This is a genomic window from Klebsiella sp. RC2 (assembly GCF_014192815.1).
In the GTDB taxonomy this organism is placed as follows: domain Bacteria; phylum Pseudomonadota; class Gammaproteobacteria; order Enterobacterales; family Enterobacteriaceae; genus Klebsiella; species Klebsiella variicola.
The window spans coordinates 260072-275789 of record NZ_JACHYL010000004.1 but is presented as its reverse complement, the minus strand read 5'-3'; the positions used below and the strand labels follow the sequence as shown (position 1 = coordinate 275789).

The following is a 15718-nucleotide window of genomic DNA, read 5'->3' as shown; positions in this document are numbered from 1 at the left end:
GAGAGTCGGTCATAATCAGCCCCTGTCGACCAGGGAGGTGAGATGAACACAAAACGCAACATTGCCAGGGTGATGATGGCAGCAGGATCGCTGGTTTATCTGCTCGGTATCTGGCGAACCTGCCCGTTGTTTAGCGGTAAAGGTTATTTTCTCGGCGTACTGGTGATGGGGATGTTTGCCGTCCTCGCCCATCAGCGCGCCAGCCAGTGGCAGGAACAGGACGACGGCTTTATTGCCTTATGTCGGCTGGTGCTGCTGCTATCGGTCGGCCTGCTGCTGGTTGGCGCCTGGTATGTGCCGGCAGACTGGCATGAAAAAGCCGTCTATATCGCGGCATGGTTTGTCTGCTTATATGGCGCATCGGCAACCCCCGAACGGACCCGCGTCGCCCGGGCGATGCAAAAAACGGAATAAGCGCCGCTCCGAGGCGCGTAAAAGGTAAAAAGTGATGGAAAACAAGCACGCGACGTATTCTCCGGCGTTTCATTTGATCTCCTGGATTGCCCTGATCGGCGGCATCGTCACCTATCTGGTGGGGCTGTGGAATGCCGATATGCAGTTGAATGAGAAAGGCTATTATTTTGCCGTCCTGGTACTGGGGCTGTTTGCCGCGGCATCTTATCAAAAGACGGTGCGCGATAAGTATGAAGCCATTCCGACCACCGCGCTGTACTACACCACCTGCCTGGTGGTCTTCGTTATCGCTGTAGGTCTGCTGGTTATCGGACTGTGGAATGCCACTCTGCTGCTCAGCGAGAAAGGGTTCTATGGGCTGGCGTACTTTTTGAGCCTGTTTGGCGCTGTTGCGGTGCAGAAAAACGTGCGTGATGCCTGGGACCCGACGCGCTTACGGGAACCTCTCAGCGTGACGGAAGAGGGGCCTGAGTCGTAAGTCGGGCCCCTCCGGGTGGCGGACCGTTAGCTGACCAGCCGGCGGCTATCAATCCGCTGCACCAGGCCTGACAGCAGCAGGCTGCCGAGCAGGGCGGCGCTAAATATCCACACAATGTCCAGCAGCGGCCAGCGGGACAGCTCCAGATGGCTGGCGCGCAGCGCATGCACTATCAGGGCATGGAAACCGTAGATCCCCAGTGAATGTCGCGCAATGCAGGCGATACCGGGCAGGGGACGCGCGTTAAGCCAGTTTTTGGCCAGCGTCAGCAGAGCGACCGCGCAAATGAACACCGCCGGCCCGCAGTAGAGATACCAGGTGTCGCCAAAGTCTCCGCGCCAGCGCAGCTCATGCAGCGTGCCGCGGGAGATAACCCACACGGCGGCGATGAACAGCGCGGCGCAGAACGGGGTCAGCCATTTTTTATTGGTGTCCAGGGTGCCAATGGCTCTGCCCAGCACGCCGTAGAGCACGTAGTAGAAGGTATCGCCGTTGATATAGAGGTTGACTGGCAGCCACTCAATCCCGGCGGCTTTGACGCTGACCATATTGGGGTTGGCCAGAATACCGAGGATCGCCATCAGCACCAGCAGCATTTTGCCACTGACGGACTTAACCTGAATCAGCGGCGAGAGCAGGTAGATGACGGCGATAGCAAAGAAAAACCACAGGTGGTAGAAGACGGGCTTCTGCAGCAAATTCTTTAACGATAGCTCGACGTTGATATGGGTAAACAGCGCGATATACAGCAGAGACAGCGCGCTATAGAACGCAATGCACAAACCAATTCGCCAGAAATGGCGCGGCTGGGCGCTGCGCTCGCCAAAAAACAGGTATCCCGAGATCATAAAAAACAGCGGCACGCTGACGCGGGAGGCGGAATTGAGCAGATTGGCGATGTCCCATTCCATAAGGGTGATGGCATGCGGATGAGTGATATACCAACTGGTACTGTGGATCATCACCACCATCATGCAGGCGATACCGCGCAGGTTGGTGATCCAGTGTATCTTTTCTTGCATCAGTCCCTCAAAGTCTGCTGGCGAAATAAGGTCTGACCCGCCTTATGTCCCGGTGTCGCAATAGATTAGTCTGAGTTTTCGGTCACAGACTTGTCGCGGTTTTATGATATTCGCAAAATACCTGTAATACTGAATCTTTACGATAACAACTTGCTAACAAGGCGGTGGAGGAGTACGTGGTGAAAGGTGTTGTTTCCGTTATGCTGGTGCTGCTCCTCGCGGGCTGCAGCGAGACCATTTCCCCCCCGGCGCAAAAAGCGCAGCGCGCACGCATTACTCCGCAAACGACGCTCAATATGGCCCAGCTTTGCAAGGATCAGGCCGCTATTCGCTACAACACGCAAACGCAGCTCGTTGACGTGAACCATTTTGAACAATTCCAGGCGAGCTATGAGCTTTCGGGGCGGACCGGCAAGAATGAGCGTTTCATCTGTTCCTTTGACCCGGACGGCCAGTTTATGCATCTTTCGATGCGCTGAATCGACCCCGGCTGGCGTAAATTTCGTCCGTTTTCCTGAAACAACGCCGTTTCGTACTGTATATCTCGCAGCCAGCGGGTATACTGACTCCTTCCTTTAAATCCACACGTATCCAGCACGAAATCATATGCAAAAGTTTGATACCAGGACCTTCCAGGGCCTGATCCTGACCTTACAGGATTACTGGGCTCGTCAGGGCTGCACCATTGTTCAACCACTGGACATGGAAGTCGGCGCCGGCACCTCTCACCCGATGACCTGCCTGCGCGCGTTAGGGCCGGAGCCAATGGCGACCGCCTACGTGCAGCCTTCCCGTCGTCCAACCGATGGCCGCTATGGCGAAAACCCGAACCGTTTACAGCACTACTATCAGTTCCAGGTGGTGATTAAGCCCTCGCCGGACAACATTCAGGAGCTGTACCTCGGATCGCTGAAAGAGCTGGGTATGGACCCGACCATTCACGATATTCGTTTTGTCGAAGACAACTGGGAAAACCCGACGCTGGGCGCCTGGGGTCTGGGTTGGGAAGTGTGGCTCAACGGCATGGAAGTGACGCAGTTCACCTACTTCCAGCAGGTGGGCGGCCTCGAGTGTAAGCCGGTGACCGGCGAGATCACCTACGGTCTGGAGCGTCTGGCGATGTACATCCAGGGCGTGGACAGCGTTTATGACCTGGTCTGGAGCGATGGCCCACTGGGTAAAACCACTTACGGCGACGTGTTCCACCAGAATGAAGTGGAGCAGTCCACCTATAACTTCGAATACGCCGACGTCGACTTCCTGTTCTCCTGCTTTGAGCAGTATGAGAAAGAGGCCCAGCAGCTGCTGGCGCTGGAGACCCCGCTGCCGCTGCCGGCCTATGAGCGTATTTTGAAAGCGGCTCACAGCTTTAACCTGCTGGATGCGCGTAAAGCCATCTCCGTCACCGAGCGTCAGCGCTATATTCTGCGCATTCGCACCCTGACTAAAGCAGTGGCGGAAGCGTACTACGCTTCCCGTGAAGCGCTCGGCTTCCCGATGTGCAACAAGAATAAATAAGAGGCGGCCATGTCTGAGAATACTTTTCTGGTGGAAATCGGCACTGAAGAGCTGCCACCAAAAGCGCTGCGCAGCCTGGCGGAATCTTTTGCTGCGAACGTGACCGCGGAGCTGGATAACGCTGGCCTCGCGCACGGTAAAGTAGAATGGTTTGCCGCCCCGCGTCGTCTGGCGCTGAAGGTAGCCAACCTGGCGGCGGCGCAAGCCGATCGCGAAGTGGAAAAACGCGGCCCGGCTATTGCCCAGGCGTTCGATGCCGAAGGCAAGCCAAGCAAAGCGGCCGAAGGCTGGGCGCGCGGCTGCGGTATCACCGTCGATCAGGCCGAACGTCTGACCACCGACAAAGGCGAGTGGCTGCTGTATCGCGCCCATGTAAAGGGCGAAAGCACTGAAGCGCTGCTGCCGAACATGATTGCCAGCTCGCTGGCGAAGCTGCCGATCCCGAAACTGATGCGCTGGGGCGCGTCTGACGTCCACTTCGTGCGTCCGGTTCACACGGTGACTTTGCTGCTGGGTGACAAAGTGATCCCGGCCACTATCCTCGGTATTCCGTCCGATCGCGTGATTCGCGGGCATCGCTTTATGGGTGAGCCGGAGTTCACTATCGATCATGCCGACCAGTACCCGCAGATCCTGCTGGAGCGCGGTAAAGTCATCGCCGATTACGAACAGCGTAAAGCCAAAATCAAAGCCGATGCGGAAGAAGCGGCGCGTAAGATTGGCGGTCAAGCCGATCTGAGCGAAAGCCTGCTGGAAGAAGTCACCTCGCTGGTGGAATGGCCGGTGGTGCTGACGGCGAAGTTCGAAGAAAAATTCCTCGCGGTGCCGTCCGAAGCGCTGGTTTACACCATGAAGGGCGACCAGAAGTACTTCCCGGTCTACGACAACGCCGGCAAACTGCTGCCGAACTTTATCTTCGTAGCCAACATCGAGTCCAAAGATCCGCAGCAGATCATCTCCGGTAACGAGAAGGTGGTTCGTCCGCGTCTGGCCGATGCTGAATTCTTCTTCAACACCGACCGTAAAAAACGTCTGGAAGATAACCTGCCGCGTCTGGAAACCGTGCTGTTCCAACAGCAACTTGGGACCCTGCGCGACAAGACCGATCGCATCCAGGCGCTGGCGGGCTGGATTGCCGGGCAGATTGGCGCTGACGTGAACCATGCGACCCGCGCGGGCCTGCTGTCCAAGTGCGACCTGATGACCAACATGGTCTTCGAGTTCACCGACACCCAGGGCGTGATGGGGATGCACTACGCGCGCCATGACGGCGAAGCGGAAGACGTGGCCGTGGCGCTGAACGAGCAGTATCAGCCGCGCTTTGCCGGCGACGCGCTGCCGTCTAACCCGGTGGCCTGCGCGGTGGCGATTGCCGATAAGATGGACACCCTGGCGGGTATCTTTGGTATCGGGCAGCATCCGAAAGGCGATAAAGACCCGTTTGCGCTGCGCCGCGCCGCGCTGGGCGTGCTGCGTATCATCGTTGAGAAGAACCTGAATCTCGATCTGCAAACGCTGACCGAAGAAGCGGTGCGTCTGTACGGTGAGAAGCTGACCAACGCCAACGTGGTTGATGATGTGATCGACTTTATGCTGGGCCGCTTCCGCGCCTGGTATCAGGACGAAGGTTACGGCGTCGACACGATCCAGGCGGTACTGGCGCGTCGTCCAACCCGCCCGGCGGATTTTGATGCGCGCATGAAAGCCGTATCGCACTTCCGTACCCTGGAAGAGTCCTCCGCGCTGGCGGCGGCAAACAAACGTGTCTCCAACATCCTCGCGAAATCCGACGAGACGCTGAACGACATCGTTCACGCTTCAGTGCTGAAAGAATCGGCGGAAATCAAGCTGGCGGGCAATCTGGTGGTGCTGCGCGACAAACTGCAGCCGTATTTCGCCGCAGGCCGTTATCAGGATGCGTTGATCGAGCTGGCTGCGCTGCGCGAGCCGGTGGATGAATTCTTCGAGAACGTGATGGTTAACGCTGAAGACAAAGATGTTCGCATCAACCGTCTGACGCTGCTGTCCAAACTGCGTGAACTGTTCCTGCAGGTCGCGGATATTTCTTTGCTGCAGTAAGCGTATCGGTAATAATAAAAGACCTGCCTCAGGGCAGGTTTTTTTATACGTGAAATATAAATAGATGAACCGTTAATAATTCTGCTATTGATATCTTCATTATTTACATTCATCGATAAGAAATGTTTTAGGAATATATAAACATAATTCCGTGAGGTATTTACGCTAGAATGGCGGCGGGTGCTTGAGACTGTGTGTCTCAGGTATTCAGCGGGAGACAGACAGAGAAAAGCCCCACCTGATAGTAATCAAAGTGAGGCTCCCCTATGCATGAACACCATAAGAGTAGCCTCTTACTTGTTGAAAATCAACACTGGAGGCGAGGAATGCCGCAAAAGTATCTGTTGTTTGGCTTAGTAGTGATTTGCTTCACTATTTTATTATTGACCTGGATGGTTCGTGATTCGCTATGTGAATTACAGGTCAGGCAGGGAAATATTGAGCTGGTGGCATTCTTAGCCTGTGATATTAAACAGTAAGAGCATCTGGTGGGGATCTATCCCCACCATGCTTGCAGTGTCAGGCATTCTCAATGCACCCTTTCATTGTTCACCAAATAAATCATTTGCCTCCTGATATCAGGAGGCCTTTTTATTTTTACACGATCGTTGAATAAAACAGGCTTGCAACGCATACCGGAGTGTGGCTATCCTATGCCCCGACGAATTCCTCGTCTCACCGGAGCGCGCCCCACAAATGAACAAACACGACTGATGAATTTCACGCCTTACCTCGCAGATGTTGCGGGTAGGGGAGTATTGATTTCATTCAGGAGTGCTTATGGCTCATTGCGCCCACATCCCCGCTTTTGTTTTACATCAGGTCACCTGTCAGTTTGCGACGGGAGATACGCTTTTTGGTCCGCTGAATTTATCGCTGGAATCGTCGCTTTGCGGCCTGGTCGGCCGTAACGGCGTTGGTAAGACGCGTCTGCTACGTCTGCTGGCCGGTCTGGATTCCCCCGCCGACGGCTATATCGAGCGCGGGGCTTCTATTGCCTGGGTGGCGCAGCAGCCGAACGTCACGCCAGAGATGACCCTCGCGGCGCTGCTGGGCTATGCGCCGATATTTGATGCCTTGTCTCGCCTTGAACAGGGTCAAGTGCTGGCTGCCGATTTCGATCTATTGGATGGCCACTGGGATCTCCCCGATCGCCTGAGTTTAGCTTTCCGTGAAGCCGATCTCCCGCCGTTCTCTGCCGATCGTCCCGTTTTTTCACTCAGCGGCGGCGAGCGGATGAAGGCTCTGCTGTGCGGCGCCTTTGTCTCCGGCGCCGATTATCTGCTGCTGGATGAGCCCACCAACCATCTGGACCGCCAGGGGCGGGAGTGGCTCTATCACCAACTGGAAAGCTGGCAGGGTGGGGCTCTGATCGCCAGCCACGACCGCGAGTTACTGACGCGGATGCCGAGGATTATTGAGCTGACGCCGACGGCGCTGCGCAGCTACGGCGGCAACTATGATGAATATCAGCGCCAGCGTATGGCGGAGCAGCAGGCTGCGCGCGCGGCGCTGGAGCATGCTGTGACCGAGCGACGGCGCACCCGCGCGCGAATGCAAAAGGAGCATGACGCCGCGCAGCGGCGCTCGGCTCAGACGCTGCGGACCGTTGATACGCTAAATATCGCATCGTTTGAACGTGTGAAGTACAAAGGTGCGGCAAAAGAGCGCCCGGGAACGCTGCGCCGTCAGCATCGTGAACAGAACAGCAGTCTGAATGCCGCCGTGCAGCAGGCACGGGAGCGGGTAGAAGACGACAATCCGGTGATGTTCACCCTGCCGGGTAGCGAAGTGGCCGCCGGCAAGCAGGTTCTGGTGGTGGAAGCATTGCAGCTCGCCCATTCACCCGCTGCGCCGCTGGACTGGCGTATGGATGGTCCGATGCGTATTGCGCTAAAGGGACCGAACGGCTGTGGCAAAACCACTTTGCTGAAAACGCTGCTGGGGCTGGAGCAGGCCGTCTCAGGCGATGTCCGGCTGTCGGTGAGCGCGGCTTATCTGGATCAACATCTGACGCAGCTGGATCTGTCGTTATCGGTCATGGCGCACCTGAGCCTGGACGATACCCCGCTGGATGAGGGCCTTCTGCGCACCCGTCTGGCGCAGCTCCAGCTTGGCGCGGATAAGGTCACTCTGCCGCTGGCGACGCTCAGCGGCGGCGAGCGTCTGAAAGCGGCCCTGGCGTGCGTGCTCTGGCGACGCGATCCCGCTCAGCTGCTTTTGCTGGATGAGCCGACCAACCATCTCGATTTAGCATCGACACAGGCTATTGAAAGCGCGCTGGCGGCGTTTCCAGGCGCGATGCTGGTGGTGTCACATGATGAGGCTTTTTTACACGGTCTGAAGCTGACCCATAGCCTGGCGTGGCGGGAGACGGGCTGGCACTTTTCCCTGCTCTGAATGCCCAACAGCCGCCATCGTATGCTGGCGGCTGTTGGCGACAGATAAAAAAAATCCCCGCCATCAGGCAGGGATTCTCGATTCTTAGCGGCTTGAACTTACAGAGAAGTTACGTTGCCAGCTGCCGGGCCTTTAGCGCCGCTTTCGATGGTGAAGGAAACTTTCTGACCTTCGTCCAGGGATTTGTAGCCATCGTTCTGGATAGCAGAGAAGTGTACGAACACGTCTTTAGAGCCATCGTCAGGAGTGATGAAGCCGAAACCTTTGTCAGCGTTGAACCATTTTACGATACCAGTCATTTTACCGGACATAGTGAATTACCTTTAAAAAAATAAGTGAGCCTTGCGGCGTAGCGGTCTGGACTACAGATTTAAAGCGATAAAGGGAAAGTTCACTACGGGGGTATCTTTGGATAACCTTAGAAGGACTGCTCTATTCGACTGCTCTGTGGTCTGTACATCAAACCTGCGAGCATTAACGCACGTTCAGCACCTGATAGCAAACTTTTTTTTACGGTGCAGCGGCAAAAGCCCCCTTACTGACCCATGCCGCTGCGCGCTGGATTAATCGAGTAACTGTCGTGAAAGCTGTGGATTGGCCTGAATCAGGCGCATCAATTTCAGCTCGGTGGGAGACGGTCTAACCCGTCTCGACTCCCACTCTCTTACCATGGCGACGCTCACGCCCATGACGTTGGCAAAGTCGTCAATCTTAAGTCCAGTGCCTTTACGCAGTTGCTCAAATTCACTAAACACAGTGGACTTACGGTTTGAGGTAAGTTTCTGATTATCATCCTTAAATACGATGTGTTCCAGGCTGCTCAGCAGTTCAAACACGGGATCTTTATATTCCATTGAGAACTCCTTTTATCACACAGCGGAAGAGATTTTTTATAAAGCTCTTTAAGAATAGTCAGAAAATCGTGCAGCGGATGGTAACGTCCGTGATTATTTGCCAACAGGCTATCGAATCGGCCCCGGCAGCCAAACGGCAGTGGAGCCTAAGAGAATGATTACTAACGCGATGAGATGGCTTCGAAAATTTTTGTAAACGGATAAGAAAAAAGCGGCAAAGCCGGCGCGGGCCGCCGGCTTAACAATCAGGCTTTCTGCAGACCTCTCGCGTCGTCTTTCGTCGCCGGCGCGGATTTACTGACCCGGTATTTGATCAGCAGCGCGAGGGCTGACAGGAACGCCGGGATGGCCAGCAGAGTGAAGATGGTTTCAAAGGAGAGCTGCGCCTGCATCAGGAAGGCGCCGCTGAATGCGCCGAGGATCCCGCCGAAGCGGCCGATACCCAGCATCCAGGCGACGCCGGTGGCGCGCCCCTGCGTCGGGTAGAAGCCTGCCGCCAGCGCGGGCATCGACGACTGCGCGCCATTCATAATACTACCGGCGATAAACACCATCACCCCCATCAGCACCAGGCTGCTGGTGGAGAAACCCACCAGGCAGACGCAAACGCCGGTCAGCAACCAGCCGACGGCCACCACCTTGTTGGGATTGATCTTGTCCATCAGGGCGCCAAGGATCAGTACGCCAATCCCGCCGCCCAGCGGGAACAGGGCGGTGATGATGGAGGCCTGACTCATCGAGGCGCCGGTTTCGCGGATCAGCAGCGGCAGCCAGCTGGTCAGGAGGTAGAAAATCAGCAGGCCCATAAAGTAGGTCAGGCACAACATCACGGTACCCACCGCGTAGCGTGGGGAGAAAATGACGCCGATGGCCGATTTCTCTTTCACCTGGCCTGCTTCGCGCAGCTCAAATTCCACCGCCTCCGGCAGCGGCGCGATGCGTTTCAGGATGGCGGCAATGCGCTGCGCCGGCTGCTGCTTCACCACCAGATAGCGGGCAGACTCCGGCAGCAGAAAAATTAACGCTACGGCCAGCAGGAGGGGCATCACGCCGCCCAGCACCAGCACACTCTGCCAGCCATAGTGCGGGATCATCCAGGCGGATAAAAAGCCACCCAGCGATGATCCCATCGGAAAGCCGACGAACATCAGGTTCACCAGCAGCGCCCGACGGCGCTCCGGCGCATATTCGCTCATCAGGGTGGCCGCATTCGGCATCGCCGCGCCGAGCCCGAGACCGGTCAGGAAACGCAGCAGCGTCAGCTGATTAAGGCTGGTGGCGAAGGCGGTAAGCAGGCTGAATCCGCCGAACACCACGATCGACATAATCAGCACTTTTTTGCGGCCGATGCGGTCAGCCAGCGGCCCCGCGGTTAAGGCGCCGACCGCCAGGCCCACCAGCGCGGCGCTCATCACCGGGCCGAGCGCCGATTTTTCCACGCCCCATTCCTGTACCAGGTCGGAGGCGATAAATCCGATGATCGCGGTGTCGAATCCGTCCATCGCGACGGTGATAAAGCAGAGCGCAAGGATCATCCACTGGTAGCGGGTGAAGGGGTGCTCGTTGATAAAGGCCTGAATGTCGATGGTTGTCTTAGTCATACGGCTTTCCTGGCAGACTGAGCGAGGGACAGAGGTCTGTTTTTATCGTCGTCCTCGCGTCATTGAGTTTGATTTGTGCGATAATCGAACGTATCGCCGTTAATCGCTCATTCATCAAATCATTGAAGTGGGGGGCAGGCAATGCAGGCGCGCGCCAAAGCGTGCGATTATCGTCCGTTTTAGGACGCCACGTCGTACGGAAACTTTTTTAGTGCCATAAAAATCAGATGGTTATATAAACTTCGCTCGCAGAATGTGATGACTATATTTGTGATGTGCATAACAGACGTTCTACACCGCGACGATGGCGTGCGAAATGGCGTTTTTCCTGCGTAAGATTAGCAGTAAAGGGTATCCTGCGAGGCCGAGCTGGACTATCCTTGTCAGCGTCTGGCACGTGTGTGTCGTTGTGCGCTTTTTTTGGCTGAAAGGAGTAAAAAAATGGCGACAGGAAAGTCCTGCTCTCGCTGGTTTGCGGCTATGGCGGCCTTATTGATGGTGGTTAGCCTGAGTGGGTGTTTTGATAAAGAAGGCGATCAGCGCAAAGCGTTTATCGACTTCCTGCAGAATACGGCGATGCGTAGCGGTGAACGTCTGCCGACGCTGACCGCCGATCAGAAAAAACAGTTTGGGCCTTTTGTCTCTGACTACGCGGTGATCTACGGTTACTCGCAGCAGGTGAGCCAGGCGATGGACGCTGGTCTGCGCCCGGTGGTGGACAGCGTCAATGCTATCCGCGTCCCGCAGGACTATATGACCCAGCGTGAGCCGCTGCGTCAGGCGAACGGCGCGCTGGGCGTGCTCAGCCAGCAGCTGCAGAATGCGAAAATGCAGGCCGATGCCGCGCATAGCGCTCTGAAGCAGGCTGACGATCTTAAGCCGGTCTTCGATCAGGTTTACGCCAAGGTGGTGACCGCGCCAGCTGACGCGCTGCAGCCGCTGATCCCGGCCGCGCAAATCTTTACCCAGCAGCTGGTTCAGGTGGGGGATTTTGTCGCTCAGCAGGGGACCCAGGTGAGCTTTGTGGCCAACGGCATTCAGTTCCCCACCTCGCAGCAGGCCAGCCAGTACAATGCGCTGATTGGGCCGCTGGCGGCGCAGCATCAGGCGTTTAATCAGGCATGGACGGCAGCGGTGAACGCCACCCGTTAATGTCTCATCTGGCTGACGTTGGCTGCGGCGAACGAGCAGGATGATGGATAAGATGCAAAAAGAACCCGGGGAGGGCGATTGCCGCCGCTACCCGGGTTTTTTTATGGCTTATTTGACCTGCGGGTTAACGCAGTTTTTCTCTACATTACCGTTCAGGGCATCGATCAGGTTGTCCACCGCGCAGGCCGCCATGTTGTAGCGCGTCTCATGGGTGGCAGAGCCGATATGCGGCAGCGCGACAACGTTTGGTAGGGTTAACAGCGGCGAGTCTTTTGCCAGCGGTTCGTGTTCGAAGACATCAAGGCCGGCAGCATGAATTTCACCCGCCTGCAGAGCAGCGATCAGCGCCTGCTCGTCCACCACCGGGCCACGTCCGGCGTTAATGAAGATGGCGGAAGATTTCATTTTGGCAAACTGCGCCTGACCGAACAGATGGTGGGTCTCTTCGCTCAGGGGCAGGATCAGGCAGACGAAATCGGCTTCCTGCAGCAGGGTATCGAGATCGCAATAGCGGGCATTGAAGCGCTCTTCCGCCTGCGGATGCTGGCGGCGCGCGTTATACAGGATCGGCATGCCGAACCCGAAGTGGGCGCGCTGCGCCAGCGCCATACCGATGCGGCCCATGCCGACGATACCTAAGGTTTTATGGTGCACGTCGCTGCCGAACCAGTCCGGGCCAATGCTCTTCGTCCACTCGCCCGCTTTGACGCGCTCCGCCACTTCCACTACCCGGCGCGCGGTGCTCAGCACCAGCGCCATGACCGTATCGGCGACGGTCTCGGTCAGTACGGTCGGGGTATGCATCAGCAGCACCCGGCGAGCGTTCAGCGCCTCGACGTCAAAGTTGTCATAGCCAACGGAAACGGTAGAGGTCGCACGCAGCTTCGGCATCTTCTCCAGCAGCGCGGCGTCAACCTTTTCGCTGGAGCCCAGGAGGCCTTCAGCCTGGGCGAAGGCCTCTGCATGCTGCGAAACGGTCTCCGGCCGCAGGTTTTTTACCTGAGTGACGGAAAAGTGCTCCTCCAGGCGCTGTAGCAGGTCGTCGGGAAGCGTTTTATAGAGAATGACAGACGGCTTCATGCGAATCTCCGTAGTAGAAATAGTTCAGGCGTGGTGAGCGCCAAGCGGAATGTTTTGATTATTAGCAGGCTTAACAATCAAAGTCAGCAATACTGAGGCGAAAAGCGCCACCCCCATAAAAATATAGGAGGCTGCGGGGCTGCCGGTGGCACCGTTCAGGTAGCCGACAAACCACGAGCCGCAGAAGGAGCCCAGAGCGCCCATACTGTTGATCAGCGCCATGGCGCCTCCGGCGACGTTACGCGGCAGCATTTCCGGAATAATGGCGAAGAAGGGGCCGTAAGGCGCATACATTGCCGCACCGGCCACCACCAGCAGGGTATAAGACACCCAGAAGTGGTTGGCGCCGACCGCCCAGGAGCCGATGAAGGCCAGTCCGCCAATCAGCAGCAGCGGCCAGACGAACAGCTTACGGTTCTGCATTTTATCGGAGGCCCAGGAGACCACGATCATGGCGATAGTGGCCGCCAGGTACGGAACCGAAGAGAGCCAGCCCACTTCCACCATCCCCATATTTTCACCGCCGCTGCGGATAATCGACGGCAGCCACAGTACAAAACCGTACACGCCGATACTCCAGGCAAAGTACTGCGCGCAGAGCAGGATCACGTTGCGGGAGCGGAAGGCTTCGCCATAGTTACGCACCGCTTTGATGCCCTGCTGTTCACGATCCAGTTGTTCCTGCAGCGCGGCTTTTTCACTCTCCGCCAGCCAGTTAACCTGCGACGGTTTGTCTTTTACCAGCACCCACCAGCAGAAGGCCCAGATCACTGCCGGCACCCCTTCGATGATGAACATTTCCCGCCAGCCGAAGGCCTGAATCAGGTAGCCGGAGACCACCGACATCCACAGGACCGTCACCGGGTTACCGAGGATCAGGAAGGTGTTGGCGCGAGAGCGCTCTGATTTGGTGAACCAGTTGCTGATATAGATCAGCATCGCCGGCATCACCGCCGCTTCGACGACGCCGAGGATAAAGCGAATGGCCGCCAGCGCCGGGATATTATGCACAACACCGGTCAGCGAGGCGCAGCCGCCCCAGAGGATCAGGCAGATAAAGATCAGTTTGCGAACGCTGCGGCGCTCCGCATAGATAGCGCCGGGGATCTGGAAGAAGAAGTAGCCGAGGAAGAACAGGGCCCCCAGCAGGGAGGAGATCCCCTTGGTGATGCCCAGGTCTTCGGTAATGCCTGCCGCGGAGGCGAAGCTGAAGTTGGCACGGTCGAGGTACGCCAGGCTATACGTGATAAACACGATAGGCATGATGTACCACCAGCGTTTCGTTGCATTTGTTGAGCTATTCATAGGCTTGCCTCTGTCAATGAGGTGACATCCGTCCGTCGAAACGGACGCTGCTGTGCCGCGCTGCAGGTAGGGTACAGGACGGCTGTTATTGTTGCGTATAAATGTTATTCGCCCAGCGCATCGCGGGTGGGGAGCCCCTCGCTGTCGCCCTGGACCTGAATCGCCAGCGAACCGATTTTATTGCCACGGTTCACCGCCTGAAGCAGGGTTTTGCCTTCCAGCAGGGCGCTAATCACCCCGACGGCAAAGCCGTCGCCGGCGCCGACGGTATCGACGACGTTTTCGACTTTAATGGCATCAACCGTTCCCTGTTCGCCGCTGGCGCTCTTGAACCAGGCGCCGTCGCAGCCGGTTTTAATGACTACCGCCTTGACGCCGCGGGAGAGATAAAAATCGGCGATCCCTTCCGGGGTCTGCTGGCCGGTGAGAATCACGCCCTCTTTTAAGCCTGGCAAAACCCAGTCAGCCTGGAAGGCGAGACGGTTGAGTTTCTCCACCATCTCGGCTTCGCTTTTCCACAGCACCGGGCGCAGATTAGGGTCGAAAGAGAGGGTTTTTCCCTCGGCTTTCATCACCTTCGCCGCATGCTCCAGCAGCGCATATGAGCTTTCAGAGAGCGCGGCGGCCACGCCGCTCAGGTGCAGATGGCGGGCGCTGGTGAAGTAGTCGGCGCGAAAATCGTCCGGCGACAGATGGCTGGCGGCAGAGCCTTTGCGGAAATACTCCACAATGGGATCGGTTCCATTTTCGACTTTCGATTTCATCTGGAAACCGGTAGCGAAGCGGTTGTCGATGGCGACAGCGTGGCTATCGATCCCCTCTTTCGCCAGCGATTGCAGTACGAAGCGGCCAAAGCTGTCGTTGCCGACGCGGCTGACCCAGCCGACCTTCAGACCCAGGCGCGCCAGGCCGGTGGCGACGTTCAGTTCGGCGCCGGCGACACGCTTCATGAAATGCTCCACCTCGGCCAGATCGCCGGTTTCGGTGGCGACAAACATGGCCATGGCTTCGCCGATGGTGATGACATCTAAATTTTCCACGGCTTAATCCTCGCGTAACAGGTTGACGTAGCGGCGGGTCACGGCCGTCAGGTCATGGCCAGTCAGCGGGAACTCGATTCCACGCGGCGCGTCGGCAGGAAGATTATCGAGCAGGGCCAGCCAGCGATCGGCGGCCTGATCCGGCGGTACCGCGCGGAATTTCTCATGATGAGGCTCCGCCGCTTTCACATGAATATAGCTGACCGCCGGCGCAAGGTGGCGTGCCGCCTCTTCCGGCGAGTCGCCGACCCACAGCCAGTTGCCCATATCAAACGTTAAGGTGACCGGCAACTGATGGACCCTGCAGGCGGCTTTGAAGCGCTGCATCGGCGCCAGCTGGCCGCAGTCGGTCTGGTCATTCTCTACCACCAACGCCATGCCGCTGTCGCGGAGGATCTCGCGCAGCTCATCCAACTGCTGATTGTGAAGGAAATGGCCAAGGGAGAGCTTTAGCCACAGGGCGTTAAGGGTTTGCGCTTCCGCGAGCAGCGCCGGGAGTTCCGGGTTGAGCTCGCCGTTATCGGCGAACAGCGCCTGCGGCGCGGAGTAGCAGGCCAGCAGGCCGTGGCGCTCAATGGTGGCCGCCAGCGACGGCAGAGCGTTGAGCTCTTCCGCGCTGCACAGCTCGCGGCGGATCTCGACACCGTCCGCACCGGCGTCGGCGATGAACGGCAGGACAGCGGCCTGGCCGCCTAAGGATTTAACATGGTCATTACCATACGCAGCGGTAACGACAATAATTTTTCTGGCCATCGCGCTCTTACTCCCGGCGTTT

The 15718-nt window shown here is 57.3% G+C and carries 16 protein-coding genes; 8 read left to right on the top strand and 8 right to left on the bottom strand.

What is annotated here, in order from left to right:
• The first annotated feature begins 42 nt into the window (after positions 1 to 42).
• Positions 43 to 414: an inner membrane protein YiaB gene (gene yiaB, locus FHW76_RS14920; RefSeq protein ID WP_008806878.1), complete on the top strand. Its 372-nt coding sequence runs from the start codon at positions 43 to 45 to the stop codon at positions 412 to 414.
• Between the two features lie 31 nt (positions 415 to 445).
• Positions 446 to 892 carry an inner membrane protein YiaA gene (gene yiaA / locus FHW76_RS14915; protein WP_008806879.1) on the top strand — a complete coding sequence of 149 codons (447 nt, stop codon included), beginning with the start codon at positions 446 to 448 and terminating at the stop codon, positions 890 to 892.
• A gap of 26 nt (positions 893 to 918) precedes the next feature.
• On the opposite strand, the gene FHW76_RS14910 is transcribed toward yiaA, so the two are convergent.
• Positions 919 to 1914, bottom strand: a complete 996-nt coding sequence (locus tag FHW76_RS14910) for an acyltransferase (RefSeq protein WP_012967072.1) — start codon at positions 1912 to 1914, stop codon at positions 919 to 921.
• 179 nt (positions 1915 to 2093) lie between these two features.
• Here FHW76_RS14910 and FHW76_RS14905 point away from each other — a divergent pair, with 179 nt between their 5' ends.
• The 5 genes from FHW76_RS14905 to FHW76_RS14885 all read left to right on the top strand — a co-directional run bounded on the left by FHW76_RS14905 (position 2094) and on the right by FHW76_RS14885 (position 7911).
• A complete protein-coding gene (locus FHW76_RS14905; protein ID WP_077598891.1) occupies positions 2094 to 2393 on the top strand; it encodes a YsaB family lipoprotein in 300 nt (99 codons plus the stop codon).
• A gap of 127 nt (positions 2394 to 2520) precedes the next feature.
• Positions 2521 to 3432 (top strand): glycine--tRNA ligase subunit alpha, encoded by a 912-nt coding sequence (glyQ, locus tag FHW76_RS14900; RefSeq protein WP_004205014.1) that lies wholly within the window; start codon positions 2521 to 2523, stop codon positions 3430 to 3432.
• Between the two features lie 9 nt (positions 3433 to 3441).
• The gene (gene glyS / locus FHW76_RS14895; protein ID WP_183476799.1) at positions 3442 to 5511 is read left to right on the top strand and encodes a glycine--tRNA ligase subunit beta; all 2070 of its coding nucleotides are present in this window, start codon (positions 3442 to 3444) and stop codon (positions 5509 to 5511) included.
• A gap of 326 nt (positions 5512 to 5837) precedes the next feature.
• Positions 5838 to 5990: a type I toxin-antitoxin system toxin HokA gene (gene hokA, locus FHW76_RS14890; protein ID WP_032731451.1), complete on the top strand. Its 153-nt coding sequence runs from the start codon at positions 5838 to 5840 to the stop codon at positions 5988 to 5990.
• A gap of 301 nt (positions 5991 to 6291) precedes the next feature.
• Positions 6292 to 7911: an ATP-binding cassette domain-containing protein gene (locus FHW76_RS14885; RefSeq protein WP_064166783.1), complete on the top strand. Its 1620-nt coding sequence runs from the start codon at positions 6292 to 6294 to the stop codon at positions 7909 to 7911.
• Between the two features lie 98 nt (positions 7912 to 8009).
• Here FHW76_RS14885 and cspA read toward each other — a convergent pair whose 3' ends face one another.
• The 3 genes from cspA to FHW76_RS14870 all read right to left on the bottom strand — a co-directional run bounded on the left by cspA (position 8010) and on the right by FHW76_RS14870 (position 10366).
• Positions 8010 to 8222 (bottom strand): RNA chaperone/antiterminator CspA, encoded by a 213-nt coding sequence (gene cspA / locus FHW76_RS14880; RefSeq protein ID WP_000014594.1) that lies wholly within the window; start codon positions 8220 to 8222, stop codon positions 8010 to 8012.
• A gap of 252 nt (positions 8223 to 8474) precedes the next feature.
• A complete protein-coding gene (locus FHW76_RS14875; RefSeq protein WP_002921931.1) occupies positions 8475 to 8765 on the bottom strand; it encodes an HTH-type transcriptional regulator in 291 nt (96 codons plus the stop codon).
• Positions 8766 to 9010: 245 nt separating this feature from the next.
• Positions 9011 to 10366, bottom strand: a complete 1356-nt coding sequence (locus FHW76_RS14870; RefSeq protein ID WP_008806885.1) for an aromatic acid/H+ symport family MFS transporter — start codon at positions 10364 to 10366, stop codon at positions 9011 to 9013.
• Between the two features lie 441 nt (positions 10367 to 10807).
• Here FHW76_RS14870 and FHW76_RS14865 point away from each other — a divergent pair, with 441 nt between their 5' ends.
• A complete protein-coding gene (locus FHW76_RS14865) occupies positions 10808 to 11518 on the top strand; it encodes a DUF3053 domain-containing protein (RefSeq protein ID WP_012540337.1) in 711 nt (236 codons plus the stop codon).
• Between the two features lie 108 nt (positions 11519 to 11626).
• Here FHW76_RS14865 and ghrB read toward each other — a convergent pair whose 3' ends face one another.
• The 4 genes from ghrB to FHW76_RS14845 form a co-directional block, all read right to left on the bottom strand.
• Positions 11627 to 12598 (bottom strand): glyoxylate/hydroxypyruvate reductase GhrB, encoded by a 972-nt coding sequence (gene ghrB, locus FHW76_RS14860; protein WP_012540338.1) that lies wholly within the window; start codon positions 12596 to 12598, stop codon positions 11627 to 11629.
• A gap of 24 nt (positions 12599 to 12622) precedes the next feature.
• A complete protein-coding gene (locus tag FHW76_RS14855; protein WP_008806888.1) occupies positions 12623 to 13903 on the bottom strand; it encodes an MFS transporter in 1281 nt (426 codons plus the stop codon).
• A 104-nt stretch (positions 13904 to 14007) separates the two neighbouring features.
• Positions 14008 to 14943 carry a sugar kinase gene (locus tag FHW76_RS14850; RefSeq protein ID WP_008806889.1) on the bottom strand — a complete coding sequence of 312 codons (936 nt, stop codon included), beginning with the start codon at positions 14941 to 14943 and terminating at the stop codon, positions 14008 to 14010.
• Between the two features lie 3 nt (positions 14944 to 14946).
• On the bottom strand, positions 14947 to 15696 hold the full coding sequence (locus FHW76_RS14845) for a sugar phosphate isomerase/epimerase (RefSeq protein WP_008806890.1): 750 nt from the start codon (positions 15694 to 15696) through the stop codon (positions 14947 to 14949).
• Positions 15697 to 15718: the final 22 nt, after the last annotated feature.